The sequence below is a fragment of the Plantactinospora sp. CNZ320 genome, assembly GCF_002846275.1.
The window spans coordinates 56603-82303 of the sequence record NZ_PJMP01000001.1 but is presented as its reverse complement, the minus strand read 5'-3'; the positions used below and the strand labels follow the sequence as shown (position 1 = coordinate 82303).

Sequence of the window (25701 nt, the reverse complement as noted above, 5' to 3'; positions counted from 1 at the left end):
GCCGGGGAGGTACGGCTGCACGGTGCCGGATCGGGTGCCGGCCGCCGGTCAACCGGGGAGTACGACGTCGAGGCCCCCTCCCACCGGCATCGGGCCGCGCGCGCCGAGCCCGGCCGCGATCGCGGCGGCCATTCGAGGCAGGTAGTCCTCCGGGAACGGGGTGCGGGCGACGGCGAGCCGCCAGTAGAGGGGACCGATGATCAGGTCGACCGCGACGTCCGGATCCGCCTCGGCGGGAAGCTCACCGCGATCGACCGCCCGGTTCAGCAAGAGTATGCCGACATCGCGCTGGTTCGTCCGCAGGGCCTGCTGGAGGGTCTCGGCGATCTCCGGGTTGCGGGCCGCCTCGGCCAGCAGGTCCGGGACGATCTGCGAGGCCAGCGGGTGTCGCAACGCCCTGGCCACGATCCGCAGCAGCACCTCAAGGTCACCCCTTAGGCTGCCGGTGTCCGGTAAGGGTAGGCTCTGCCCGGCAACCCGGGAAACGATCTCCAGCACCATCTCCAGCTTCGAGCTCCATCGGCGATAGATCGCCGTCTTGCCGACGCCGGCCCGGCGCGCGACCGCCTCGATCGAGAGTCGCCCGTATCCGACCGCGGCGAGTTCCTGCATCACGGCTCGGCGGAGTGCGTCGGTTATCTCCCCACGGAGTACCGCCGCTCCCGCCGGAGCACGCCGGTTGTCGGTCGCCACGTGGGCCAATATAGCGCGACGACGGTACGGTTGCGTCCCGACGTAGTTTGGACTACCTTGCCACGCAGCGACGCCCCGGACGGCATTTGCCCGCAACGGTTCCGGCCCGGAGGTCGCGCACTCTTTCGAGCCCGGACAGATCGGAGCGCCCAGCTATGGCCAGCACGGCGGTAGCACATCCCGATTCAGAGCTGACCCAGGCACAACTGGCCGCCCGCTACGGACTCTCCGTCGCCGGGGCGCGACCCAGCCTCGGGGCGTACGTCAAACAGCTCTGGTCGTATCGGCACTTCATCACCGCCTACGCCAACGCCAAGCTGGCGGCCTCGTTCAGCACCGCCCGGCTGGGGCGGCTCTGGCAGGTGCTGACCCCGCTGACCAACGCGGCGGTCTACTACCTGATCTTCGGCGTGATCCTCGGCACCAGCCGGGATGTCGAGAACTTCATCGCCTACCTCTGCACCGGGCTCTTCGTCTTCACCTTCACCCAGTCGGTGGTCAGCGGCGGGGTGACGGCGATCAGCGGCAACCTCGGACTGATCCGGGCGCTGCACTTCCCCCGGGCGAGCCTGCCGATCGCGATCACGCTTACCCAGTTCCAGCACCTGCTCGCCTCGATCGTCGTACTCGCCGCCATCGTGCTGATCGACGGGGAACCACTGACCGTCGAGTGGCTGCTGCTGGTACCCGTGATGCTGCTCCAGTCGGTCTTCAACGCCGGGCTGGCGATGGCGATGGCCCGGTTCGGATCGAAGATCACCGACCTGAAGCAGCTCGTCCCGTTCGTGATGCGCACCTGGATGTACGCCTCCGGCGTGCTCTACAGCGTGGAGAACTTCGAGCGGCACCTGCCCGACTGGGCGGCCTCGCTGGTGCAGCTCAACCCGCTGCTGGTCTACATCGAGCTGATGCGGCACGCGCTGATGGAGACGGCGCCGGTGACCGCCTCGCAGACCCAGTCCTGGCTGCTCGGCATCGGCTGGGCGGTGCTGGCCGGTGTCCTCGGGTTCATCTACTTCTGGCGTGGTGAGAAGGAGTACGGCCGTGGCTGAACCGATCGACCCCAAGACCGATCTCTCGGCGACCACCACCACGGTCGGCGGGCCCCGGATCCCCACCGTGGTCGTCGACGACGTACACGTGATCTACCGGGTCTACGGTGCCGGCGCCGGCGGCAACGGCAGCCCGGTCGCCGCCCTGAAGCGGATGCTCACCGGCACCAAGCCCGCGGCGGTCCGCGAGGTGCACGCGGTCAAGGGCGTCAGCTTCACCGCCTACCGGGGTGAGGCGGTCGGCCTGATCGGCAGCAACGGCTCCGGCAAGTCGACCCTGCTGCGGGCGATCGCCGGACTGCTGCCGGCGAGCCGGGGCGCCGTCTACACCCAGGGGCAGCCCTCGCTGCTCGGGGTCAACGCGGCACTGCTCAACGACCTCTCCGGCGAGCGCAACGTGGCGCTCGGCTGCCTGGCGATGGGGATGACCCCGGCCCAGGTGAAGCAGGTCACGCCGGAGATCGTCAAGTTCTCCGGGATCAACGACCGGGGCGACTTCAGCTCGCTGCCGATGCGGACGTACTCCTCCGGCATGGCGGCCCGGCTGCGGTTCTCGATCGCGGCGGCGAAGAAGCACGACGTACTCCTGATCGACGAGGCGCTGGCCACCGGTGACGCCCGGTTCCGGCGCCGCAGCGAGCAGCGGGTCCGCGAGCTGCGCGCCGAGGCCGGCACGGTCTTCCTGGTCAGCCACAGCATCGACACGATCCGGACCACCTGCGAGCGGTCGATCTGGCTGGAGTCCGGGGTGATCCGGGCGGACGGCCCCACCGACGAGGTGGTACCGGAGTACGAGAAGTACATGAACCGGACGTAGTCCGGACAAGGCGGACCAGCGGGCGGCGGCAGCGTCAGGGCGACCTGCCCCGCCCCCGCCGCGCTAGGGTCCTAGGGTCGCCCGCGACCCGCTCCGGACCCGTGCGACACCTCGCCCGCCGGTGGCGACGGGGCGACGACGCAGGGCCCACCCATCGACCACAGTCAGTGAGGATCGGCAATGGTGCAGAACCCGGCGACGCGGCCGGCCGGCCAGCCGGAGACCGCCGCATGGCGGCCCACCCGGACCGTCGCCGTGATCCTGGCCGGCGGCACCGGGACCCGGGTCGGGCTCGGCATCCCCAAGCAGCTCCTCAAGATCGCCGGCAAGCCGATCCTCGAACACACAGTCGCGGTCTTCGAGAACGCGCCCGAGATCGACGACATCATCGTGCTGATGGCGCCCGGCTTCCTGGCCGAGGCGCGGCAGATCGTCGACCGGGCCGGCTTCCGCAAGGTCAGCCAGGTGATCGAGGGCGGTGACACCCGCAACGCCACCACCCGGCTGGCGCTGGCGGCGATCGGGCCGGACGACTGCAACGTGCTCTTCCACGACGCCGTCCGGCCACTGCTGAGCCCCCGGATCGTCCGGGAGTGCGTCAACGCGCTCTGGACGCACTCCGCCGTCGACGTGGCGATCCCGTCCGCCGACACGATCATCCAGGTGGACGACGACGACTGCATCACCGACATCCCGGTCCGGTCCCGGCTGCGCCGGGGGCAGACCCCGCAGGCGTTCCGGTCCCGCACCATCCGGGCCGCCTACGCACTGGCCGGGCAGGATCCGGAGTTCAGCGCCACCGACGACTGCGGAGTGGTGCTGCGGTACCTGCCCGAGGTGCCGATCAAGGTCATCGAGGGGTCGGACGAGAACATCAAGGTCACCCACCCGGTCGACGTACACCTGGCGGACAAGCTGTTCCAGCTCGCCGCCGCCCAGGCGCCCCGGCTGGTCGACGAGCGGGCGTACGTCGAGGAGCTGAGCGGCCGGACGGTGGTGGTCTTCGGCGGCAGCGAGGGCATCGGCCAGCGGCTGGCCGAGGTCGCCCGGGGCTACGGGGCGGACGTCTTCCCGGTCAGCAGGTCGAGCACCGGCACCCACGTGGAGCGGGGCGAGGACGTCGCCGCCGCACTGCGCGCCGCGTTCGAGGCGACCGGCCGGATCGACCACGTGGTGGTGACCGCCGGGCTGCTCCGGATGGGCGCGCTCGCCGAGATGGACGAGGCGACAATCGCGCACATGCTCCAGGTCAACCTGGTCGCCCCGGTGGACATCGCCCGGCAGGCACTGCCCTACCTGCGGCAGACCAGGGGTCAACTGCTGCTCTACACCTCCAGCTCCTACACCCGGGGCCGGGCCCGGTACGCCCTCTACTCCGCCACCAAGGCCGCCGTGGTCAACCTCACCCAGGCGCTCGCCGACGAGTGGTCGGAATTCGGCGTACGGGTGAACTGCGTCAACCCCGAGCGGACCGCGACCCCGATGCGGACCCGGGCGTTCGGGGAGGAGCCGGAGCACACCCTGCTGGCGGCCGACACGGTGGCCCGGGTCTCCCTCGACGTACTGCTCTCCGGGCTGACCGGCCAGGTGGTCGACGTACGCCGCTCCCCCGGTGATCCGGTTGCCGAGCCGGCCGCCCAGCCCGGAGCGGTCGACGCCGCCGAGCCGACCGTCGCCGAGCCGAACGGCCGGTCCGCCGAACAGGGCGGCTCCGAGCCGGAGGCCGGGCTCGGCCGGATCGGCCGGCAACGCTCCAACCACCTGGTGCCGCCGCCCCGGGTCGGCACCCCCTAGCCAGGTCCCGCACCGTCGGGGCCGCCGTCGCACGATCCGAGGAAGGAAGCGCATGCGTGGCGATCTGGTCAGGAAACTGACCATCCGGTGTCTGAGTGCCGGCCTGGCCGTGTTGTCCTTCCTGGTCCTCGCCCTCACCTCGGCCGAACTGCTCGGCCTCGCCCTGGCGGCGGCCGGTGCGCTCTCGGTCTGGCTGGAGCGTCGGGTCAACCCCCGCGCCGACCTGGTCGCCGAACCGGTGCTGCTGACCGCCGGAATCCTGGTCGGCTACGCACACCGGGTGCCCGGATCCGGGTGGCACCAGGTGGCGCTGGCGCTCACCGGGGCGGCCCTGCTCGGGCTGACCCTGGCCGAGCGGCCGCTGCGCGACGCCGCCGAGTTGGAGGTGCGCTCGGCCAACCTCGGCGTACGGTCGTCGCCGCTGCTCGTCGTCGACCGGCTCGGACCGGCGGTGCTGGTCCTGCTGGTGCTGCTCGCCGGCAGCGCCGCGTTCACCCTGCCGGTCTGGCCCGCCCTGGTGCTCACCGTGCTGGTCGGCGCGGGCGCCGCGGTCGGCGCGGTCGGGCCGATCGCGCTGCGCCGGCTGCGACCCTCCGGCGGGCAGAGCGCGGTCACCCAGGCACTGCGCCGGCACCAGCCGGAGTTCCTGCTCTACTTCTCCGCGCCGCCCGGCTCGGAATACCAGGTCATGATGTGGCTGCCGTACCTGGAGCGGATCGGCCGCCCGTTCCTGGTGCTGCTGCGGGAGCCGAACTTCCTGCCGGCGATCTCGGCCGCCACCAGCGCACCGGTGGTGGTCTGCCCGACGCCGCGCTCGATCGACGAGGCGATCGTGCCGAGCCTGCGGGTGGCGTTCTATGTCAACCACGGCGCGAAGAACAGCCACTGCATCCGGTTCGCGCATCTGACGCACATCCAGTTGCACCACGGCGACAGCGACAAGGCACCGAGCGCCAACCCGGTCTCCGCGATCTTCGACCGGATCTTCGTGGCCGGGCAGGCGGCGATCGACAGGTACGCCCGCAACGGCGTGACGATCCCCCGGGAGAAGTTCGCCATCGTCGGCCGCCCGCAGGTGGAGTCGATCGAGGTACGCCGGGAGCCGATCCGGAACCGGGCCGACAAGGTGGTGCTCTACACGCCGACCTGGACCGGGCACAACGCCGACGTCGACCACTGCTCGCTGCCGGTGGGCGAGACCCTGGTCCGCCGGCTGCTGGACCGGGGCGTGACGGTGATCCTCCGGGCCCACCCCTACACCTCGCAGAACCCGGCCTCGGCCCGGCAACTGGCCCGGATCGAGCAGCTTCTCGCCGAGCATCGGGCGAGCACGGGACGGCGGCACGTCTTCGGTGCCGACGCGGCGAAGAAGATGAGCCTGGTCGACTGCGTCAACGCCTCCGACGCGCTGGTCTCGGACGTCTCGGCGGTGATCTCCGACTACCTCTACTCGGGCAAGCCGTACGCGGTCACGGACCGGGTCGGCGAGGGCGAGCGGTTCGTCGAGGGCTTCCCGCTGGCCGGTTCGGGCTACGTACTGGACTCGCAGATGTCCAATCTGGACGACGTACTCGACCGGTTGCTGGAGAGCGATCCGTTGGCCGAGGTGCGGTGGCGGACCCGTACCCGCTATCTCGGTGACTTCCCGGAGCAGCAGTACGCCGACGGCTTCCTCGACGAGGCCCGGCGGCAGTTGGACGGCACCGGGAGCGCAGCGCAGTCCGTACCGTCGCCCCGCCCCGCGCCGGTGCCCTGATCGGCCGCTGCCGATCGCGGGTGCTGTGCCATGATGCGTCGGTGACGATGATCAGGACCAGCCACGACCGGAACGAACTGGCCGGCCTGCTGCGCCGCGACCCGCACCTGCACGCGTACGAACTCGGCGACCTCGACGACTTCTACTGGCCGTACACCACCTGGTATCGGCGCGACGACGCGGTGGCCCTGCTATATCACGGTCTGTCCACTCCGGTGCTGCTGGCGCTGCACCGCTCACCGGCGGTGCTGACCGGACTGCTCACCGATCTGCTCCCGCTGCTGCCCCGGCACTTCGAGGCGCACCTCTGCGCCGGCGGCGAGGCGGTGCTGGCCCGGGAGTACCCGCTGCGGTCACGCGGTGCGCACCTGAAGATGGCGCTCACCGACCCGGACCGGCTGGCCCGGGTGGCGCCCGGTGGCGAGGTGCTCACCGAGGCCGACGTACCGGAACTGATCGCCTTCTACCGTGCCGCCTATCCGGGCAACTGGTTCGATCCCCGGCTGGTCGAGACCGGACACTACCTCGGGCTGCGCCGGGACGGGGAACTGGCCGCCGTCGCCGGGGTGCACGTCTGGTCGCCGCGATACCGGGTGGCCGCGCTGGGCAACGTGACGACGGCTCCGGCGTACCGGGGGCAGGGGCTGGCCAGCACCGTGGTGGCGACGCTCTGCCGACGGCTGCTGGAGACCGTCGACGCGGTGGCGCTCAACGTCGAGGCGGAGAACACGGCAGCCTACAAGCTCTACGACCGGCTCGGCTTCACCCCGGTCGCCGAGTACACCGAGTACGTCGTCGGCGAGCCAGCGCCCGCCCCGGACGTCAGTCCTCTTTGAACCGCGACCGAGCCGGGGCCGGTACGACCGGTGCCGGCGAGGGCCTTGTCATCGGTGCCCGCCCCGGGCACCATGTCAACGTTCTGGAAAGCCCACCCACCGATCTGTCGCCGAGGAGGCGCCGGTGCTCGAGGAGTTCATGGGCATTCCCGCCCACCCGTTCCTGGTCCATGCGGCGGTGGTCTTCGTGCCACTGCTCGCGCTGAGCGCGGTCGGGTACGCCTTCCTTCCGTTCGTCCGCCCGCACCTGCGCTGGGTGCTGGGACTGCTCGCGGTCGCCACCCCGCTCGCCGCGCTGATGGCGAAGCTCTCCGGCGACCGTTTCCTGGCCCGGCTGGAGTCCCGCAACCGGGTCAGCCCGGAGTACGTGCCGAGGCTGGCGGAGCACCAGGGTCTCGGCACCAACACCCTGTACGCGACGATCGCGCTCGGGGTGCTCGCCCTGGCGCTTGTCCTCCTGGTCAAGCCCCGGGGCACCGCCGCGCCGGCGACGGGTGGCGTCGAGGGTGGCCAGGGAAGTGGCGAGGACGGTGCGGACCGTGCCCCCGCCGCGACCGGCAAGGGATCGCCGGTGCTGACCCTGGTGCTCGGGATCCTCTCCCTGGCTGCGGCCGGGATCAGCCTGTACTACGTCTTCCGCACCGGTGACACGGGCGCGCAGGCGGTCTGGCAGGGCCAGTGACCCGTACCTGACCGAGGCCGGGCGCCCAACCGTTGGTGACGACGACGCCGGCCCGCCCCACATCCCCGTCGGCAAGGACGGGTGGGTGGGTCGGGCCGGCGTCGTCGGTGTTGCTACCGGCGGAGAGGGCGGATCAGGACGAGTAGCCCCGGGTCGCCGTCCAGTGCGCCAGGTCGATGGTGGTCATCCAGTAGTTGCTGTCCGCGCCCGGGATGGCCGGGTCGGCGATCTTCACCGTACGGCCGTCGTCGCGGTAGCCGACAACCGTCACGTAGTGGCCGCCGGGGTAGCTGTGCCAGCCACCGGCGAGGTCGGTGGCCGAGCCGGCGATGTTGACGACCACTGCGTACCCGCTGGTGACGGCGTGCACGACGTCGGCCTGGAGCTGGTCCATCTGGGCCGGGGTGGCCGAGCCGCCGGGGATGGCGGTGGTGCGGTAGAAGTCGGTACCGATGATCTTGTTCAGTACCCGGGTGGTGTCCTGGGCCGAGTTCGTGCCGCTCATCGTGGTGCCGAGGTCGGCGGCGACGGCGTCCTGGCTGGGCTGCTTGTCCCGGACGGTAAGGGCGATCCGGGTGGCGGCCGGGCCGCAGTACCAGCCGTTGATCTGGGCCTGGAACTGGTAGTCCAGCAGCTTCGACTCCGGGGGCGCCGGGGGCTTGCTCGGGGTCGCGGCCGGGGTCGTCTTAGCCGCCTTGCTGGCCGCCGCCGTGGCCGGCGCGGTGCTGGCCGGCTGGGTCGGGGTCGCCGGTGCGATCGTACCCGGTGCGGTCGTCTGCGGTGCGGTGGTGACAGCCGCTCCGGCCTGACCCGCCGCCGGTGCGCCGACTTCGGCGACGGCGACGGTCGAGGTGTCCGGTGCCTCCGCCGAGTCGGTCGAGGCCAGTACGACCCCGCTGGACGCGGCGGCGGCGAGCACCGCCGCGGAGGCGAGCGCGAGCCGGTTACGCCGGCCCGAAATGACGGTCCTGAACCGCCGGTTGATTGCGTGCTTCAACGTTGTCCTCCAGAGGAAATGCGCGTCATCGCCACCGGGGGGGCAGGGAGTGACGCGACCTTTCTTTCGCTGCGGGGAATGCGACGCGTTATCGCACGCAATCGCACGAGACCGATCCGCCGACTGGCATTCGCCGGGACGGATCCAGGGTGCACCGAGCGGTCTCACCGAAAAGTGCCGGCCAGTGCGACCGCGGGGTGCTCGCGCGTCGACGACTTCCGCGTCAGAGACCGCTATCGGGCCAGGTTGGGGCGGCGGCCGGGGACGGGGTGGTCCGGGACGGTCGCGACGGCCGGAAGCGGCGGCGCGATGCAGCGAGTGAACTGGGGGGATGGGCGGAGGCCCGGGTGGTGCCGCACGAACAGCTACTCCTTCCGACACCGCCTACCGGGTTAGCTGACGGATTCGGGCGGGAAGGGCCGCCCTACCACGGGCCGATGTGGCTCGCGGATTCACCCCAGATAACTGTGGGTCCCCGGCTCGTTACGTAACGACTCGGCGGGTCCGCTCCGGTGTCACCCGTACGGCGACCAAGGGGCCGGACCAGACGCGCCGACATTACTGGCCGACTTCTGCCGTTGCCAACCCCACTGAACAGCGAAAACAGTGACTCACAGCGCGATCGGGACAGCGCCGGCCGAGTCTCCGGGCCGGCAGCCGACCGGTGGATAAACCAGCATGATCATGTACGCGTACGGTATGACGGAAATGACCGGCTTACCCCGGTGGCTCGAACGTGGGACAAGGACTCCAGGAGGCTCCTTCCGATGACAACGGTGCACGAAGCTACCTACCACCTGCTCCGTTCCCTCGGCCTGACCACCCTGTTCGGCAACCCCGGCTCCACCGAGGAGCCATTCCTGAAGAACTTTCCGGCCGACTTCACCTACGTCCTGGCCCTCCAGGAGGCCTCCGCGGTCGCGATGGCGGACGGCTACGCACAGGCCAGCGGCCGGCCGGTGCACGTCAACCTGCACACCGCCCCCGGCACCGGAAACGGGATGGGCAGCCTCGTCACCGCCTGGCACAACAAGACGCCAATGATCGTGACCGCCGGCCAGCAGACCCGGACGATGAACCTGTCCGAGCCGATGCTGACAAATGTGCGCCCCACCCAACTCCCCGAGCCGTACGTCAAATGGAGTCACGAGCCGCTGCGCGCGCAGGACATTCCCGAGGCGTTCATGCGGGCGCTCGCCACCGCCGTACAGCCGCCGGCCGGGCCGGTCTACCTCTCCCTGCCGCTCGACGACTGGGACGAACCCGCCAACGGCACCGCGCCGATCCGCCGGGTCAGCACCCGGGTCGCTCCCGACCCGGTGGAACTGGACCGGTTCGCCGAGATCCTGGCGGCCAGCCAGCAACCCATGCTGGTGATCGGCTCGGGCGTCGACCGCAGTGGCGGCTGGGCCGAGGCGATCGCCCTCGCCGAGCGGAGCCGGGCACCCGTCTGGCAGCCGCCGTTCGCGGACCGGGTCGGCTTCCCGCAGGACCACCCGCAGTTCCAGGGCCTGCTGCCACCGGCGATCGGACCGCTGGCCGAGAAACTGGTCGGCCACGACACCGTCCTGGTAATCGGTGCCCCGGTGTTCCGTTACTACCCGTACGTCCCGGGACGGCGAGGTTACCTGCCGGAGGGCACCCGGCTGCTGCACGTCACCGACGATCCGGCCGAGGCGGCCCGGGCACCTGTCGGCGACAGCCTCGTCGGTGACATGACGCTGGCCTGCGCCGGGCTGGCCGAACGGCTGCCGGCCACCGACCGGCCGCTGCCGCCACCCCGTCCCGCCGCGCCGGACGCGGCGGCCGGCACCCCGCTGACCCCGGAGGCGCTCTTCGGTGCGCTCGCCGCCGAATGGCCGGCCGACGGGATCGTGGTCCCCGAATCCCCTTCCAACCTCAGCGTGCTGCACCGGCAACTGACAATCACCCGGCCGGGTTCGTACTTCAAGATGGCCAGCGGTGGCCTGGGCTTCGCGCTGCCGGCGGCGGTCGGCATCGCACTCGCCCAGCGGGACACCCGACAGCATCGGCCGGTGGTGGCGGTGATCGGGGACGGCTCGTTCCAGTACTCGCCCCAGGCGCTCTGGACCGCCGCCCAGCACCGGCTGCCGGTCGTCTTCGTGGTGCCGGTCAACGAGGCGTACGGAGTGTTGAAGGCCTTCGCCCAACTTGAGGACGCACAGGGAGTACCCGGACTGGACCTGCCCGGCCTGGACATTCCGAGCATCGCGCGCGGCTATGGCTGCACCGCCCACCAGGTCGAGTCGGTCGACGAGTTCCGGACTGCGTTCCGGGCCGCGCTCGGTGCGGAGGGCCCGACCGTGCTCGCCGTACCGATCACCCGGGACGTCGCCCCGCTGCTCTGATCACCCGTCGCCCGAATCCGGACGGCGGGCTCTGGACGGCACATATCCCGTTTGGGTGTGGTGCCACCATGTCACCTTGGTGGCTTGGTGGCACCACGCTCATGGGGGGACATGCTCCCCCCGCCGGGCTCGGGCTGGGAATGCCGGCCGCCGGCCGGTCGTTACATCTCGCGTACGGCTGAGTAGCACCGCCTGTGAGCTGGGCTGGTGGCCGGGCCGCCGGGAATGATCCGGGGCCTGCGGTCGTTACATATGGTGTTCGCCTGAGTACCAGCACCCCCCGTGCGTGTGAGCCGGGCGAACGATCTTTTCTCCAATGGCACCCCGTGTCCCCCTGTGGGGTGTTCATCCCCGATTGGAAGGTGGACCATCGTGAACACGACTCTGTTCAGCCGATGGCTTCCGGCCGTCGCGCAGACTTCTCTGGTTCGTAGGACCGCTCTGGGTGTTGCTGGTCTGGCGTTCGTCGGTGGCGCTGTCGCCGGCCCCGCCGTGGCCGCGCAGGCTGCTCCGGAGCATGCCGGTTCGCCGGTGTCGCAGTCGGTGATGCAGGCCGACAAGCCCGACAAGGGCAAGAACGACAAGGGTGACAAGGGCAAGGGTGACAAGGGCAAGGATCGTAAGGGTGGTAAGCCGTCGCGGGACAGGCTTGTGCCGCGTGGTGTGCAGGGTGAGCAGTCGCGGATTCCGTTGTCGGATGAGCAGTCGGACAATGTGCGGGCGATTGTGAAGGCGACGAAGAAGGCGGGTATGGATGAGCGTGCCGCGGTGATCGCGGTGGGTACCAGCCTGCAGGAGTCGAAGTTGGAGAACCTGGGTCATCTGGGTGCGCGTAACGACCATGACTCGCAGGGCCTGTTCCAGCAGCGACCCAGCTCGGGTTGGGGTTCGGTGGAGCAGATCACCGATCCGGAGTACTCGACCACGGCGTTCCTGAAGGGTCTGAGGCAGGTTGATGGTTGGCAGGACCTGCCGCTGACGGTGGCGGCGCAGAAGGTGCAGGTGTCGGCGTACCCGGACGCGTACGCGCAGTGGGAGGACCAGGCCGCTGACCTGGTAGCCAACGCCTGGAACAACAGCTAAGCACAACAGCTGAACAAGGACAGACCGAAGGCCGGACCCCACCCCGGGGTCCGGCCTTCGGCGTCTCCGGACCCGGGATGCTGGCTCAGCCCGCCATCACCCGCTGGTGCAGTGCGGTGACCACCGAACGGGCCGAGACGAACGCGCCGTGTTGCCAGGCAACCGCACGGCTCAACCAGTCCCCGGCGAAGTAGACCCGGCCCGCCGGCCGGAGCAGGAGGTTGTAGCCGGCGGTGCCGTACGGCGGCAGGGTCCAGGCGCCCTCCAGATGGCGGGTCCGGTCCCAGGCCTGCGAGTACGCCGTCACCAGCTCGGAACGGTACTTCTCGCCGTGGATCCGCACGCCCTGGGTGACCGCCCGCTCCTGCCGCTCCGCCGGGGGCAGCACGCTGTACGCCCGCGCGTCCGCCCCCGCGTTGTAGTAGCCGACGATCAGGCCCCGCTCACCGTGGAAGCCGTACGACGGGTACCAGATGTGTGCCAGGTCGAGGTCGGTCTCGGTGATGCCGCCGTAGATCCGATTGTCGAGTTCCCACCAGCGGCTCCGGTACTCCAGACCGATCTTGCCGGAGGCGACGGCCGGAAAGTCGCCGAGCGCCGCCGTCACGTCGGCGCCGAGGTTGTGCGGCACCCGGGCCATCAACCGTGGCGGCAGCGTCGCCACGCAGAAGTCGCCCTGGGTCAGGCGGTCCCGGCCACCCTGCCGGTAGGTCACCTCCACCCGGCCACCCCGCTCGGTCACCCCGGTCACCTCGGCGCCGAGGCGGATCCGGTGGGAGCCGACCGCCTTCGCCAGGGCCCGGGTGATCTGGTCCATCCCGCCGACCGGCTGGAACATCAGCATCGCCTGGTCGTACTCCGTCTCGAAGGCGACGTACCGGCCGACGTTGCTGGCGAAGACGTCGGCCAACGGCGGCGGGGCGGCCAGCGGTACTCCCCCGTCGTTGCCCGCCCCGGGATAGCTGGCGTAGCCCCGCCGGCTGGTCCCGGTGTAGGCCCATCCGTCGGTGCGCCCGCCAATCGCACCGTAGCTCTCCAGGAACGCGAGTAGCCGCTGCTTGTCGTCGGCGGTCAACCGGTCGTCCAGCGCCCCCTGGTCGGTCGCCTTGGCCAGCAGTTCGGAGACGTACCCGTAGACGTCCGCCCTGGCGGTGCGGTGGCGGACCGGCGTGGTCATCCCGGCCGAGGCGTTGTAGAGCAGAGCGTCCGCGTTGGCGTTCGCGAACACCTCGACCGGTACGCCCAGCTCGCGGCAGTAGTCCATGGTGACCATCCACTGCGCGATCCGGCCCGGCCCGGCGTTGAAGTAGATCCCGTCGGAGAAGCTCGCCCGCTGGGTGTGCCCGTCGAGATCTGTCTCCACTGTGCCGCCCCGGACAGTCAGGTTCCGGCCACCGGCCCGGGAACGCGCCTCCAGCACCGTGCACCGGTACCCGGCCTTGCCCAGCTCGTACGCGACGGTGAGGCCGGCGACACCGCCGCCGAGCACCACCACCCGGGCGCCGGCCCGGCCGGTCAGGCTGAAGTCGGAGCGGGCCGGTGCCCGGAACGGCGGTGCCGGCGAGTCGGTGGTCACGGCGAGCCCGAGCGCGCCCATCGTGGCGAGCATCGCGCCCGCCCCGCCGCTGACCCCGACCGCACGAAGGAAACCGCGCCGGCTGACAGTGGACCGGTCCTGCTCGTTCATCCCGTCTCCCCGCCGCGCGTCGCCACGCACACCGAACCGAGCTGCCCGATTCTCCCACCGCGGCCGGTCAGTTCCCGTCGGCGAGCCGGACCAGCATCTTGCCGACGTTGCCGCCCCGGAGCATCTCCAGGAAGGCGCCCGGAGCCGCCTCGATCCCCTCCCGGACCGTGGTCGCGGTGCGCAGCGACCCGTCGGCCAGCCAGCCGGCCGCCAGCGGCAGGTACTCGGCGAACCGGTCCAGGTGGTCGGTGACAAGCATGCCGCGCAGGCTGAGCCGCTTGGTCAGCGCCAGCACCAGGTTGGTCGGGCCGGGCACCGGCGCCGTCGCGTTGTAGACGCTTATCGCGCCCACCAGCGCCACCCGGCCACCGATGTGCAGCGCACTCAGCGCGGCCTCCAGATGGTCGGTGCCGACGTTGTCCAGGTAAACGTCGATCCCGTCGGGCGCCGCCGCCGCCAACTGGGCACCGATCGCGCCGGCCCGGTAGTCGATCGCCGCGTCGTAGCCGAACTCTTCGACCAGCCGCCTCGCCTTCTCCGGGCCGCCGGCCGAGCCGATCACCCGGGCGGCGCCGAGCCTGCGGGCGAACTGGCCGGCGACCGAGCCGACCGCTCCGGCGGCGGCGGAGACGAAGACCACGTCCCCGGGGCGGACCGGGGCGGTGTCGGTGAGCGCGACGTACGCGGTCAGCCCGGGCATGCCGAGCACCCCGAGGTACGCCTCGGCAGGCGCGACCGAGGTGTCGACCACCCTCGCGGCGGCGGCGTCGAGTACGGCGTACTCGCGCCAGCCGAGTACGTGCGACACGGTCGCCCCGACAGGTACCGCCGGAGCCTCGGAGGCGACGACCTCGCCGATCGCCCCGCCGTCCAGGACGGCGCCGACCCGGTACGGCGGCATGTACGACTTCCGGTTGTCCATCCGCCCCCGCATGTACGGGTCGACCGACATCCAGGTGTTACGGACCAGGATCTGGCCCGGTCCGGGCGCCGGCACGGTGGTGCTGGCGAGCTCGAAGTTCTCCGGACCGGGTTCACCGTGCGGCCGGGCGGCCAGTCGGATCTCCCGACTGGTCAACTCCGGGACGGCGTTCCCGGCCCCGTCGTGGTTCCCCGGTTCTCCGGCGCTGGCGTCGAGCGACATTCGGGTTGTTCCCTCCGGTGCTGTGGTGCTGGTGGGTGCGGGATTCGCAGCTGCGGCGATTGTTCCGCTTCCCGGCTGGGATGTCCCACCCCGCGCCGGTACCCGGGTGACCGGACCGGCCGCGAGGCGCCCCGGCCGGCGGGTACGGTGGCGCCATGTCCGCGATCACCGCTCTCAGTTCGGCCGGTGTCCCGCACCGGGTGATCCGGCACGGTCCGGTCCGCAGCGTCGCCGAGGCCGCCGAGGCGATCGGCGTCGAGGTCCCGGACGTGGTGAAGACCATCGTGGTACGCCGGGGCGCGCAGGACTTCGTCTTCGTCCTGGTACCCGGTGACCGGGTGATCTCCTGGCCGAAGCTGCGTACCGTGCTCGGGGTCAACCGGCTCTCCCTGCCGGACGCCGACGAGGCCAGGTCGGCGACCGGCTACGAACGCGGCACCATAACCCCGTTCGGCTCCCTCACGGCGTGGCCGGTGGTGGCGGACGAGCGGATCAGCGGTCGCACCATAACGCTCGGCACCGGCGAGCGCGGTACGGCCGTGGCGCTGAACGCAGACAGGGCGGTGGCCGCCCTGGACGGCCGGCTCGCTGACGTCACCGACCCGGAACCGCAACGCTGACCCGAAGCCGCCGCACCGCTGCCCGCAACCGGCGGCCCGCTGACCCAAAACCGCTGCGTCGAGCCGTCCAGTGCCGCGCTCAGTCGAGCTGGGCGAGCACTGCCGCCACCACCTCCCGGGTGGTGGCGGTGCCGGCGAGGTCCCGGGTCCGGGTGGCCGGATCCGCCAGGCACGCCTCGATCGCGGCGACCACCTCGGTCGCTGCCTTCGGATGCCCCAGATGGTCGAGCATCAGCGCGGCCGACCAGACCGCACCGAGCGGGTTGGCGATCCCCTGACCGGCGATGTCCGGCGCCGAGCCGTGCACCGGCTCGAACATCGACGGGAAGGTACCGGTCGGATCCAGGTTCGCCGACGGCGCGATCCCGATGCTGCCGGCGACCGCGGCGGCGAGGTCACTGAGGATGTCCCCGAAGAGGTTGGAGCCGACGATGACGTCAAACCGGTCCGGTTGCAACACCAACTTGGCGGCGAGCGCGTCGATGTGCTCGGCGTCCCACCGCACGTCCGGATGCTCGGCGGCCCGCTCGGCAACGACCTCGTCCCAGAACGGCATGGTGTGCACGATCCCGTTCGACTTGGTGGCCGAGGTGACGTACGACCGGCGGGTCCGGGCCAGCCCGAACGCGTAGTCGACGATCCGGGTCACCCCGGCCCGGGTGAAGACCGACTCCTGCACCGCCATCTCCTCCGGGAATCCCCGGTTGAACCGGCCGCCGATCTCGCTGTACTCGCCCTCCACGTTCTCCCGGACCACCACCAGGTCGACCGCACCCGGTCGGGCGTTCCGGACCGGGCTGGTCACCCCGGGGAAGACCCGGACCGGGCGCAGGTTGACGTACTGCCGGAACGCCCGGCGGATCGGGATCAGCAGCCCCCACAGCGAGACGTGGTCGGGTACGCCCGGCCAGCCGACCGCGCCGAGCAGGATCGCGTCGACCGAACGCAGCCGGTCGAGACCGTCGGCCGGCATCATCGCGCCCTCGTCGAGGTAGCGCCGGCAGGACCAGTCGTACTCGTCGTACGCCAGCGCGATCCGGTGCCGCCGGGCGACCGCGTCGAGCACCTGTCGGGCCGCCTCGGTCACCTCGACGCCGATGCCGTCACCGGGAATCACCGCGATCCGGTGCGCAGACGCGCCGGACTCCGGGGCCGTCATCACGCGCCCAGCCCGACGAACGCGACCATCAGCGGAAGCAGCAGCAGGATGAGAATCGCCCCCAGGATGTCGAAGGAGAAGCCAGAACGGATCATACTGGTGATCGGTACGACGCCCGAGCCGTAGACGATCGCGTTCTGCGGGGTGGAGACGGGCAGCATGAAGCCGAACGAGGCCGCGAAGGTCGCCGCCAGCGCGGGTACGAACGGGTTGATCCCGGCGGCCACCGCCACCGGGATGATGATCGGCACCACCACCGCGGCCGAGGCGGTGTTGCTTGTCGTCTCCGAGATGACGATCGCCAGCAGGACGGCGAACGCGGTGATCGCGAAGGTGCTGCTCAGCCCGAAGAGGTCGGCGCTGCCGTCGCCTATCGTCTTGGCCAGTCCGGTCCCCTCCAACAGCGCCCCGAAGATGATGCCGGTGCCGAAGAGCAGGATGGTGCCCCAGTCGATCCTGGCCGCGTCGGACCAGGTGAGGGTGAACTGCCGGGCCTTCCACTCGGTGGGGAGCAGGAAGAGCAGCGCGGCGCCGAAGACCGCCACGATTCCCTCGTCGAGCCGCCCGCCGATCCACTCGTACTGGCTGGAGTCGCTGCCCCAGATCAGCGCCGCGATGCCCGGGGTGATCCAGAGCACCACCGTGACGGTGAAGGCGACCAGGGTGTTGCGTTCGGCCCTGGAGAGCCGGCCGAGTTGGGCGCGCTCGGCGGCGACGTACTCGGCGACGCCGTCGATCCGGCGGATCTCGGGCTTGTTCAACAGCAGCAGTACCGTGGCGAGCGCGACGAACATCAGTGCGCAGATCGGGAAGGCGACCGCCATCCACTCGGCGAACGAGATCCGCTCCCCGGTGGCCTCCGCGATCAGGTCCCGGCCGATCAGGTTCGGCGGCGTGCCGACCGGGGTGAGCAGGCCGCCGACGCTGGCGCCGTAGGCGAGCATGAGCATCAGCGCGACGCCCACCCGCAGCCGGGTCGGGTCGAAGTCGGCCTTGGCGATGCCGCGTTCCTGCAACAGCTTGGCGATCACCGCGAGGATGCCCAGCGCGGTGGGCAGCAGCATCGCCACGGTTGCCGTGTTGGAGACGAAGGCGGAGAGCAGGGCGGTGATCAGGCCGAAGGTGACGACCACCCGGCCGGTGGTCCGGCCGACCCCGGGCAGCGACAGCATCCGGAACGCGAACCGTCGGGCCAGCCCGTGCTTGAGCATCGCCTGGGCGAGGATGAACGCACCGATGAAGGTGAAGACCGTCGAGGAACCGAACGGTCCGAGCACGTCGTCGGCCGGCGCCACTCCGAGTACGACGACGGCGGCGACGCCGAGCAGCCCGCCGACCGGGATCGGGATCGGCTCGGTGACCCAGAGCACGATGACGCCGAGCAGGATCCCGGCCAGGGTCTGCTGGTTGCCGGGCATGTCGAGCGGCAGGGCCAGGAAGACCACCGAGACGAGCGGGGCGAGCCAGAGGCCGGTGGTCCGGCGGCCCCGCTCGAACCGTTCCTCGGCCGGGGAGAGCCGCTGCTCTCCGAGACTGCGATAGGTGCCGCCGCCCAGCAGCGCCTTGTCCACATCGGTCTTTACCGGGCCGGTCTCGGCTGGGGCGGTGTCGGTCTTGACGGTGTCGGTCCTGGCTGGGGCGGTGTCGCTGCTGTCGCTGTTGGTGGCCACGACGACCTCCATCGGTCTGCTCGGGTGCCGGAAGTGGGGTACTCCCCTCATTCCCGCCAGACCGATGGTCCACAACCGAAGTCGACGAAAAAGGACAGTGAAACCTTGCCGAAGGCTGGCCTCAGCCGCGTTCGATCAGGTGCCCCACCCTGTCCGGGCCGAACATCGCCACCCCGGAACCGTCCCGGCGCTGGTCCGGCTCGGGCAGCGCCATCGGCTCGCCGCGCTTGCTGGTGCCGACCGGTCGCGGCCCGATCCAGGCGGTGACCAGTCTGGACTCGCCCTTGAGGAAGCGCTGTGCGCGTACCCCGCCGGTGGCTCGACCCTTCGCCGGATAGAGCGCGAACGGGGTCACCTTCACGCCGCTGCCGGTCGAGGTGACCACCATCGGCTCGCCCTGCTCCGCCTCGTCGGTGCGGACCGCCCCGAAGAAGACCACCTCGGCATCGGCGCCGAGGTTGATCCCGGCCATCCCACCGCCCTTGGCACCCTGCGGCCGGACCAGCTTCGCCGGGAAGCGCAGCAGCGAGGCGTCCGAGGCGACGAAGGCGAGCGTCTCGGCACCGTCGGTGAGCCAGGTCGCCCCGACCACCTCGTCCCCGTCGCGCAGCCCGATCACCTCGAACTCGTCGGACCGGACCGGCCAGTCGGGGGCGCAGACCTTGACCACACCCTGCCTGGTCCCGAGGGCCAGACCGGGCGAGCCGGCACCGCGCTCGCCGAGCGGCGCCAACCCGACGACCGTCTCCCCCTGCTCCAGCGGCACCAGCTCGGCGGTGGACATCCCACCGGAGAGCGAGACCGTACCGGCCTGCTCCGGCAGGACCGGCAGCGGCAGTACGTCGGTCTTGAACGCCCGCCCCGCGCTGGTCACCAGCAGCACCTGACCCCGGGCGGTGGTGTGCACGACGGCGCGTACGGCATCGTGCTTGGTCCGGCCGTTGCGGCGCCGCCCCTCGGCGGTCTCCTCCGACTCGGCGGCGGTCCGGGCGACCAGCCCGGTGGCGGAGAGGATCACCTGGCACGGGTCGTCGGCGACCTCCAGCGGCCCGGCTGGTGCCGACGCCGCCAGCACCTCCTTGAGGTCCCCGTCGATGAGCGTGGTACGCCGCCTCGCGCCGAACTCCTGCGCCACCACGGCCAGCTCGTCGGAGACGACCTTACGCAGCACCCGGTCGTCGTCGAGGATCTCTGTCAGCGCGGCGATCTCCTCGCGCAGCCGCTCCCGCTCCACCTCCAGCTCGATCCGGTCGAACTTGGTGAGCCGGCGCAGCGGGGTGTCGAGGATGTAGGTCGCCTGGATCTCGGAGAGCCCGAACTGGGTCATCAGCCCGTCCTTGGCGGCCTGGGCGTTCTCGCTGGCCCGGATCAGCCGGACCACCTCGTCGATGTCGAGCAGCGCCATCAGCAGGCCGTCGACCAGGTGCAGCCGGTCGGCCCGCTTCTGCCGGCGGAACGTCGTACGCCGGGTCACCACCTCGTAGCGGTGGGCCAGGAAGACCTCCAGCAGGCGCTTGAGCCCGAGGGTCTGCGGCTGGCCGTCCACCAGGACGAGGTTGTTGACCCCGAACGACTGCTCCAGCGGGGTGAGCCGGTAGAGGTCGGCGAGCAGTGCCTGCGGGTTCACCCCGACCTTGCACTCGATCACCAGCCGGGTGCCGTTCTCCCGGTCGGTCAGGTCCTTGACGTCGGCGATGCCCTGGAGCCGGGCGGCCTGCCGCTGACCCTTGCGCGGGCCGGAGGTGATCAGCTTGCCGCGTACCTCGTCGGTGATCGCCTCGATGATCTTCTCGGCGCCGACCCCGTACGGCAACTCGACCACGGTGATCGCCTGGCGGCCCCGGCTCCCCTCCAGCGGACCGGTCTCCACCTGGGCCCGCATCCGCACCACGCCGCGACCCGTCTCGTACGCCTTGCGCACCTCGTCCAGGCCGAGCAGCAGCCCACCGGTCGGCAGGTCCGGGCCGGGGACGAACTCCATCAGCCTGTCCAGGTCGGCGTCGGGGTGGTCGATCAGCCAGCGGGCCGCCGCCACCACCTCGCCGAGGTTGTGCGGGATCATGTTGGTGGCCATCCCGACCGCGATCCCGGAGGTGCCGTTGACCAGCAGGCTCGGGAAGGCGGCCGGCAGCACCGTCGGCTCGGTGAGCGAGCCGTCGTAGTTGGGCTTGAAGTCGACGGTTCCCTCGCCCAGCTCGCCGACCAGCAGCATCGCCTCCCGGGACATCCGCGCTTCGGTGTTGTGGTTGACAAAGGCGCCACCCAGGAAGGAATGGTCCTCCGACTCGACCCGTACCGAGTACACCTCGGCCGGATCGCAGGATTCCACCCCGGTGACCGTCTCGAATCGGTATCCGGAATCCATGATCGGGAGGATCGTGGCGAGTACCTCGGGATCCTTTATCCGATCGATGATCCGCAGGCGCTCCGTCTCCCAGCGTTCGGTCCGGTCGAAGTTGTGGACCGTCAGCCATTTCCGTCCACTACCGCGGCGGTTGAGGTCGAGAGCGCTGCGCACGTAGTCAGCGACGAACGGAGCGTGGTCCTGGGTGAGGCGGTGCGGACGCACGGGCGAATGCCTCAGCAGGCGCTGCAACGCCGTCTGCTTGGTGCGCAGGAACCCGATCCGCTGCGCGTAGGCCCGGATGTTGTTCAGCCCGGAGATGAGCAGTCGGTGTTCGACGGAGCCACTCGGCCTGGTGTATTGCCGACGGCATGCGATCACTCCGAACTCGGCCAGCAGTTCCTGTAGCTCCCGAGCGAGGCGCTCGCTGTAGCTCGAGTACTGGATGGTGAAGCTTTCCTTGGCTAGCCGCACCCCACCGTCGCCCTCGAAGGCTGCCATGAGGAAGGCGCGCTTGACGCCCCAGCCACCGGACCAGACGAACTCGGGAACGAACTTGTCCCGCGACTGATAGCCAGCCAGTTCTCCGAGCGGGCTACGGAGGAACGCCTCCATCCCTCCGCCGTACGGCTGAACGTCCAGTTCGAAAATGCGCTTACGGTCCTGGCGAGTATGGCGTTCGCGGACGTAGCGGGCCCCACCGACGATCTGGTCGTACGCGTGCAGCACCTCTCCGAAGAAGTGCTCGTCGGTGTTGTTGAACCCGGCACGCTTCTCGCTTGCCCAGCCCTCCGAAACCCACGCGCCGGCAAGCACACCGAGCATGTACTCCCGAGCCGTCGGCGTCACTTGTGACCAGGCATTCCGGGCAACACACACGATCGCGCCCGGCTCGATCTCATCGAGACGCCGCCATTGAAACAGCGGCACCCCCATAGGCGCTTCCAGGCAGAGCACAAGGTGGTTCTCGCTGCCCCGCAGCGAGAAGCCGGCGGCCGTGGTGACCCGGACCGTCGGATGGATGCCGGAGTTGAAGACACGGTTGACCCGAACAGCCTTGCCGTCCTTGTCGAGTACCTCGAAATCCACGTCCCGCTCGGAGTCGGCGGGCAGCGCGACCAGATCACCGATTCGGGGACTCGAGCCGTCGGCAAGGCGGATCCGAGTATCGCCGGTGACGCAGTAACGCGCGGCAGCCGGTCCATCGTCCGGGGATCCAAAATTTCCATGCCCGTCGATGAGTGGAGCGTTCAGCGAGAAGTCCTGGGCCAGCCGGACCAACGCGTCGTAGATGGCGGTGTCACCGTGCGGATGGAACCGTCCCATCACGTCGCCGACGACCCGGGCCGACTTCACGTGCGCCCGGTCGGGCCGGTGCCCCTGCTCGCTCATCGAGTAGAGGATCCGCCGGTGCACCGGCTTGAGGCCGTCCCGCGCGTCCGGGAGCGCACGGGAGTGGATCACCGAGAAGGCGTACTCCAGGTAGGAGTCCTCGACCTCGGTGGCCAGTGGGTTGTCCAGAACCCTCGCCCCCGCCTGGTCGAAGGCGGAGAGGTCGACCTTGGGTCCCTTACCCGTACGGCGTGCCATGGTGTGCAGCGCTGCCTTTCCTCGCCGGCCGGGGAGCCCGGCCGCTGTCGGTTCCGCTTGTCTGTCCGTGCGGACGGATCAGGCGTCGATCGCCTCCTGGTCGACCCGGTTCGCCGAGTCGATCAGCCAGTTCTTCCGGGGCTCGACCTTCTCGCCCATCAGCAGTTCGAGAACCTGCTCGGCCGCCTCGGCGTCGTCCATGGTGATCCGCCGGACCATCCGGCTGGCCGGGTTCATCGTGGTGTCCCAGAGTTCGTCGGCGTCCATCTCACCGAGACCCTTGAACCGGGGAATCGGGGTCACCACCTGCTTCTTCGCCTTCTCCAGCCGGCCGACGGTGGCCTCCATCTCGGCCTGGGTGTAGGTGTAGAAGGTCTCCGGGTTCTTGCCCCTCGTGGTGATCTTGTGCAGCGGCGGCACGGCGGCGTAGAGCCGGCCCGCCTCGATCACCGGGCGCATGTACTTGGCGAAGAGCGTGATCAGCAGGGTACGGATGTGCGAGCCGTCCACGTCCGCGTCCGCCATGATCAGGATGCGGCCGTACCGGAGCGTGGCCAGGTCGAAGGTACGCCCGGAACCCGCCCCGAGCACCTGGATGATCGCCGAGCACTCGGCGTTGTCCAGCACCTGCTGGAGGCTCGCCTTCTGCACGTTGAGGATCTTGCCCCGGATCGGCAGCAGCGCCTGGTATTCCGAGGAGCGGGCCAGCCGGGCGGTGCCGAGCGCGCTGTCTCCCTCGACGATGAACAACTCGCTGCGCTCGACCCCGGTGGAGCGGCAGTCGACCAGCTTGGGTGGCATCGCCGCGCCCTCCAGCGCGGTCTTGCGCCGGGCGGCGTCCTTCTGCTGCTTCTGGGTCAGCCGGACCCGGGCCGCGTCGACGATCTTCTGCAGCACCGTACGCGCCTCGGCCCGGGTCTTGCGATCGTCCAGCCAGGCCTTGATGTGCTGCTCGACGACGGTCTGCACCACCTTGGTCACCGGGGCGGTGGAGAGCTCGTCCTTTGTCTGCGAGGTGAACTGCGGCTCCGGGATCCGGACGTGCACGACGGCGGTGAGGCCCTCGAGGATGTCGTCCAGGACCGGCGCGTCCTCCTTCGGCTTGAGCAGGCCGCGGGCGTTGCGGATCGCGTCGACGAGCGCCCGGGTGGCACCCCGCTCGAAACCCCGGCGGTGGGTGCCGCCGTGCACGTTGCGGATGGTGTTGGTGAAGCACTCGAGGGTGCGCTCGTAGCCGGTGCCCCAGCGGAACGCCACCTCGACCTCGGCCCGACGCTCGACGTTGCTGCGCATCACGCCGTTGGCGTCGGCGGCGTTCTCCCGGTAGGTCCCCTCGCCGGTGACCAGCAGGGTGCCGGAGACCGGCTTCTCGGCGGCCGGCGCCAGGTAGTCGACCATGTCGGCCAGACCGTTCGGGAAGTGGAACGTCTCGGCGCTGATCGCCCCGCCGGTGGCGTCCCGCAGCACGTAGGTCACGCCCGGCACCAGGAACGCGGTGTGTCGCAGCTTGGTGCGGACCGCCTCGACGTCGAGGGCGGCACCGGTCTCGAAGTAGCGCGCGTCGTGCCAGTAGCGGATCGAGGTGCCGGTCCGCTCGCCCCGCTTCATCTTGCCGAGCAGGCGCAGCCCGGGGTGCGCGGCGAAGGCCGCCCCGGCGCCGGCACCGTCGAATATTCCCGGTACGCCGTGCTGGAACGACATCTGGTGGACCTTGCCGTCCCGGCGCACCGTCACGTCGAACCGCCGGGAGAGGGCGTTCACCGCCGAGGCGCCCACCCCGTGCAACCCGCCGGAGGTCTTGTAGCCGGAGTTGCCGAACTTGCCGCCCGCGTGCAGCCGGGTCAGTACCAGCTCGACGCCGGAGAGCCCCGACTTGGCGTGCACGTCGGTCGGAATCCCCCGGCCGTCGTCGTCGACCTGCACCGAGCCGTCGGCGTGCAGGGTGACCTCGACCCGGGTCGCGTGCCCGGCGACGCCCTCGTCGGTGGAGTTGTCCACGATCTCGTTGAACAGGTGACCGACGCCACGGCTGTCGGTCGACCCGATGTACATGCCGGGGCGCTTCCGGACCGCGTCCAGACCCTCGAGGTGGGTGAGGTCGTCGGCCCCGTAGAGGATTTCAGGCTGTGCAGTCAACGGAGGTGAACTCCCAGGGTTGCCGGTCGTGCGCCGCTGGTCGGCGGGCTGGGCGCCGGGGCGGGCCCCACGCCGGTAGCGAGCGTACCCACTGGGCCGGCCGGGGGGCGGCACCGTCCGGTCGGGCGGGGCCGCGTGGCGAGGAACATCACCCGATTGTCGCCGCAGGGTGTGACAGGAGTGGGCCGAGGGCCCGCCGCGCCGCGCCGGACACGGTTGGGACCGGCGGTGCCGGCGTGAACTGCGGTGCGGCAGGGACCTCGGGTACGGCAGGATGTCCGTCATGTCCAGCCGATCGACGGTTCCCCGGTTACCGGAGGGGACCCAGGTGGTGCTGCGGGAGACCGCCGCCGACCTGGCCGGTGCCCGGGTGCAGCGCGGCGCCACCGGCCGGGTACTCGGCTACGACCCGACCGGCGACGACTACCTGGTCCAGCTCACCGACGGGCGGCGGCTGCGCAGCCCGCGCGGACAGCTCGCGCTGCGCAGGGCGTACCAGCAGAACCTGGCGGTCGAGGCGGGCACGGTGGCGGCCGACGGCCTCGACCTGGTCGCTCGGCACACCATCTACGCCGCGGTGGTCGGCTCCCGCGCCTTCGGGCTGGCCATCGAGGAGTCCGACACCGACATCCGGGGCGTCTACGCCGCGCCCACGCCCGCCTTCTGGTCGCTGGCCAAGCCGCCGAGCCACCTCGACGGTCCCGAGCCGGATCGGTTCTCCTGGGAGGTGGAGCGCTTCTGCGAGCTGGCCCTGAAGGCGAACCCCAACCTGCTGGAGGTGCTGCACTCCCCCGCCGTGCTCACCGTCACCCCGGTCGGCGCGGAACTGCTCGAACTGCGGCAGGCGTTCCTCTCCCAGCTCACCTACCAGACCTACTCCGGCTATGTGCTCAGCCAGTTCAAGAAGCTGGAGGCGGATCTGCGCCAGCGCGGCGAACCCCGGTGGAAGCACGTCATGCACCTGCTACGGCTGCTGATCGCCGCCGGTGACCTGCTCCGGCACGGCCGGCTGGAGCTGGACGTCGGGCCGCACCGCGAACGGCTGCTGGCGGTACGCCGGGGCGAGCTTCCGTGGGCCGAGGTGGAACGGTGGCGGCTGGCCCTGCACGCCGACCTGGACGACGCCGTGCCGCGCAGCCCGCTGCCGGCGCTGCCCGACACGGCCCGGGTCGACGCCTGGCTCTACTCGGTACGGGCCCGCAGCGCCCGGGAGGCACTCGGATGACCCACTCGACCGATTCCCGGACCACCAGCGGCCCGGAAGGCATCGGG

17 protein-coding genes, 3 pseudogenes and 1 riboswitch are annotated in these 25701 nt (G+C 70.7%); of the genes and pseudogenes, 10 read left to right on the top strand and 10 right to left on the bottom strand.

Annotated elements, in window-relative coordinates:
• Nucleotides 1–48: 48 nt before the first annotated feature.
• On the bottom strand, nt 49–693 hold the full coding sequence (locus CLT71_RS00340) for a TetR/AcrR family transcriptional regulator (RefSeq protein ID WP_101365315.1): 645 nt from the start codon (nt 691–693) through the stop codon (nt 49–51).
• A gap of 155 nt (nt 694–848) precedes the next feature.
• Here CLT71_RS00340 and CLT71_RS00335 point away from each other — a divergent pair, with 155 nt between their 5' ends.
• From CLT71_RS00335 to CLT71_RS00310, 6 genes are all read left to right on the top strand, one after another.
• Entirely contained in the window at nt 849–1745 is an 897-nt protein-coding gene (locus CLT71_RS00335; protein WP_101365314.1) for an ABC transporter permease, read from the top strand.
• Nucleotides 1746–1749: 4 nt separating this feature from the next.
• Entirely contained in the window at nt 1750–2562 is an 813-nt protein-coding gene (locus CLT71_RS00330; RefSeq protein ID WP_199187828.1) for an ABC transporter ATP-binding protein, read from the top strand.
• A 180-nt stretch (nt 2563–2742) separates the two neighbouring features.
• Nucleotides 2743–4356, top strand: coding sequence for a bifunctional cytidylyltransferase/SDR family oxidoreductase (locus CLT71_RS00325; RefSeq protein ID WP_101365312.1), 1614 nt, complete (start codon nt 2743–2745; stop codon nt 4354–4356).
• A gap of 52 nt (nt 4357–4408) precedes the next feature.
• The gene (locus tag CLT71_RS00320) at nt 4409–6112 is read left to right on the top strand and encodes a CDP-glycerol glycerophosphotransferase family protein (RefSeq protein ID WP_101365311.1); all 1704 of its coding nucleotides are present in this window, start codon (nt 4409–4411) and stop codon (nt 6110–6112) included.
• 47 nt (nt 6113–6159) lie between these two features.
• Nucleotides 6160–6948 (top strand): GNAT family N-acetyltransferase, encoded by a 789-nt coding sequence (locus CLT71_RS00315; protein WP_101371001.1) that lies wholly within the window; start codon nt 6160–6162, stop codon nt 6946–6948.
• A 124-nt stretch (nt 6949–7072) separates the two neighbouring features.
• The gene (locus CLT71_RS00310; RefSeq protein ID WP_101365310.1) at nt 7073–7630 is read left to right on the top strand and encodes a hypothetical protein; all 558 of its coding nucleotides are present in this window, start codon (nt 7073–7075) and stop codon (nt 7628–7630) included.
• Between the two features lie 133 nt (nt 7631–7763).
• On the opposite strand, the gene CLT71_RS00305 is transcribed toward CLT71_RS00310, so the two are convergent.
• Nucleotides 7764–8627, bottom strand: coding sequence for a C39 family peptidase (locus CLT71_RS00305; protein ID WP_101365309.1), 864 nt, complete (start codon nt 8625–8627; stop codon nt 7764–7766).
• Between the two features lie 366 nt (nt 8628–8993).
• Nucleotides 8994–9138, bottom strand: a riboswitch (cyclic di-AMP (ydaO/yuaA leader).
• A gap of 256 nt (nt 9139–9394) precedes the next feature.
• On the opposite strand from CLT71_RS00305, the gene mdlC reads away from it, so the two are divergent.
• Both mdlC and CLT71_RS00295 read left to right on the top strand, forming a co-directional pair.
• The gene (gene mdlC, locus CLT71_RS00300) at nt 9395–10996 is read left to right on the top strand and encodes a benzoylformate decarboxylase (RefSeq protein WP_101365308.1); all 1602 of its coding nucleotides are present in this window, start codon (nt 9395–9397) and stop codon (nt 10994–10996) included.
• Between the two features lie 372 nt (nt 10997–11368).
• Nucleotides 11369–12079, top strand: a complete 711-nt coding sequence (locus CLT71_RS00295; protein ID WP_486482953.1) for a hypothetical protein — start codon at nt 11369–11371, stop codon at nt 12077–12079.
• An 85-nt stretch (nt 12080–12164) separates the two neighbouring features.
• Here CLT71_RS00295 and CLT71_RS00290 read toward each other — a convergent pair whose 3' ends face one another.
• Nucleotides 12165–13766, bottom strand: a complete 1602-nt coding sequence (locus tag CLT71_RS00290; RefSeq protein WP_101365307.1) for an FAD-dependent oxidoreductase — start codon at nt 13764–13766, stop codon at nt 12165–12167.
• 67 nt (nt 13767–13833) lie between these two features.
• Nucleotides 13834–14910 carry an MDR family NADP-dependent oxidoreductase gene (locus CLT71_RS00285; protein ID WP_101365306.1) on the bottom strand — a complete coding sequence of 359 codons (1077 nt, stop codon included), beginning with the start codon at nt 14908–14910 and terminating at the stop codon, nt 13834–13836.
• A gap of 155 nt (nt 14911–15065) precedes the next feature.
• Here CLT71_RS00285 and CLT71_RS00280 point away from each other — a divergent pair, with 155 nt between their 5' ends.
• Nucleotides 15066–15530 carry a YbaK/EbsC family protein gene (locus CLT71_RS00280; RefSeq protein WP_101365305.1) on the top strand — a complete coding sequence of 155 codons (465 nt, stop codon included), beginning with the start codon at nt 15066–15068 and terminating at the stop codon, nt 15528–15530.
• Between the two features lie 79 nt (nt 15531–15609).
• Here CLT71_RS00280 and CLT71_RS00275 read toward each other — a convergent pair whose 3' ends face one another.
• The 6 genes and pseudogenes from CLT71_RS00275 to CLT71_RS00260 all read right to left on the bottom strand — a co-directional run bounded on the left by CLT71_RS00275 (nt 15610) and on the right by CLT71_RS00260 (nt 24429).
• Nucleotides 15610–16689, bottom strand: a complete 1080-nt coding sequence (locus tag CLT71_RS00275; protein WP_101365304.1) for a tartrate dehydrogenase — start codon at nt 16687–16689, stop codon at nt 15610–15612.
• Nucleotides 16689–18359 (bottom strand): SLC13 family permease, encoded by a 1671-nt coding sequence (locus CLT71_RS00270; protein ID WP_486482952.1) that lies wholly within the window; start codon nt 18357–18359, stop codon nt 16689–16691. Before CLT71_RS00270 ends, CLT71_RS00275 begins: the two co-directional genes overlap by 1 nt.
• Nucleotides 18360–18480: 121 nt before the next feature.
• A pseudogene (locus CLT71_RS37710) lies at nt 18481–20598 on the bottom strand (DNA gyrase subunit A); the annotation flags it as partial.
• Between the two features lie 393 nt (nt 20599–20991).
• Nucleotides 20992–21873: pseudogene (locus tag CLT71_RS37705) on the bottom strand (LAGLIDADG family homing endonuclease); the annotation flags it as partial.
• Between the two features lie 12 nt (nt 21874–21885).
• Nucleotides 21886–22293 (bottom strand): annotated as a pseudogene (locus tag CLT71_RS37700) (DNA gyrase subunit A); the annotation flags it as partial.
• A 78-nt stretch (nt 22294–22371) separates the two neighbouring features.
• On the bottom strand, nt 22372–24429 hold the full coding sequence (locus CLT71_RS00260) for a DNA topoisomerase IV subunit B (protein WP_101365301.1): 2058 nt from the start codon (nt 24427–24429) through the stop codon (nt 22372–22374).
• Between the two features lie 283 nt (nt 24430–24712).
• Between CLT71_RS00260 and CLT71_RS00255 the strand changes: the two genes are divergently transcribed.
• The gene (locus tag CLT71_RS00255; protein WP_101365300.1) at nt 24713–25654 is read left to right on the top strand and encodes a DNA polymerase beta superfamily protein; all 942 of its coding nucleotides are present in this window, start codon (nt 24713–24715) and stop codon (nt 25652–25654) included.
• Nucleotides 25655–25701: the final 47 nt, after the last annotated feature.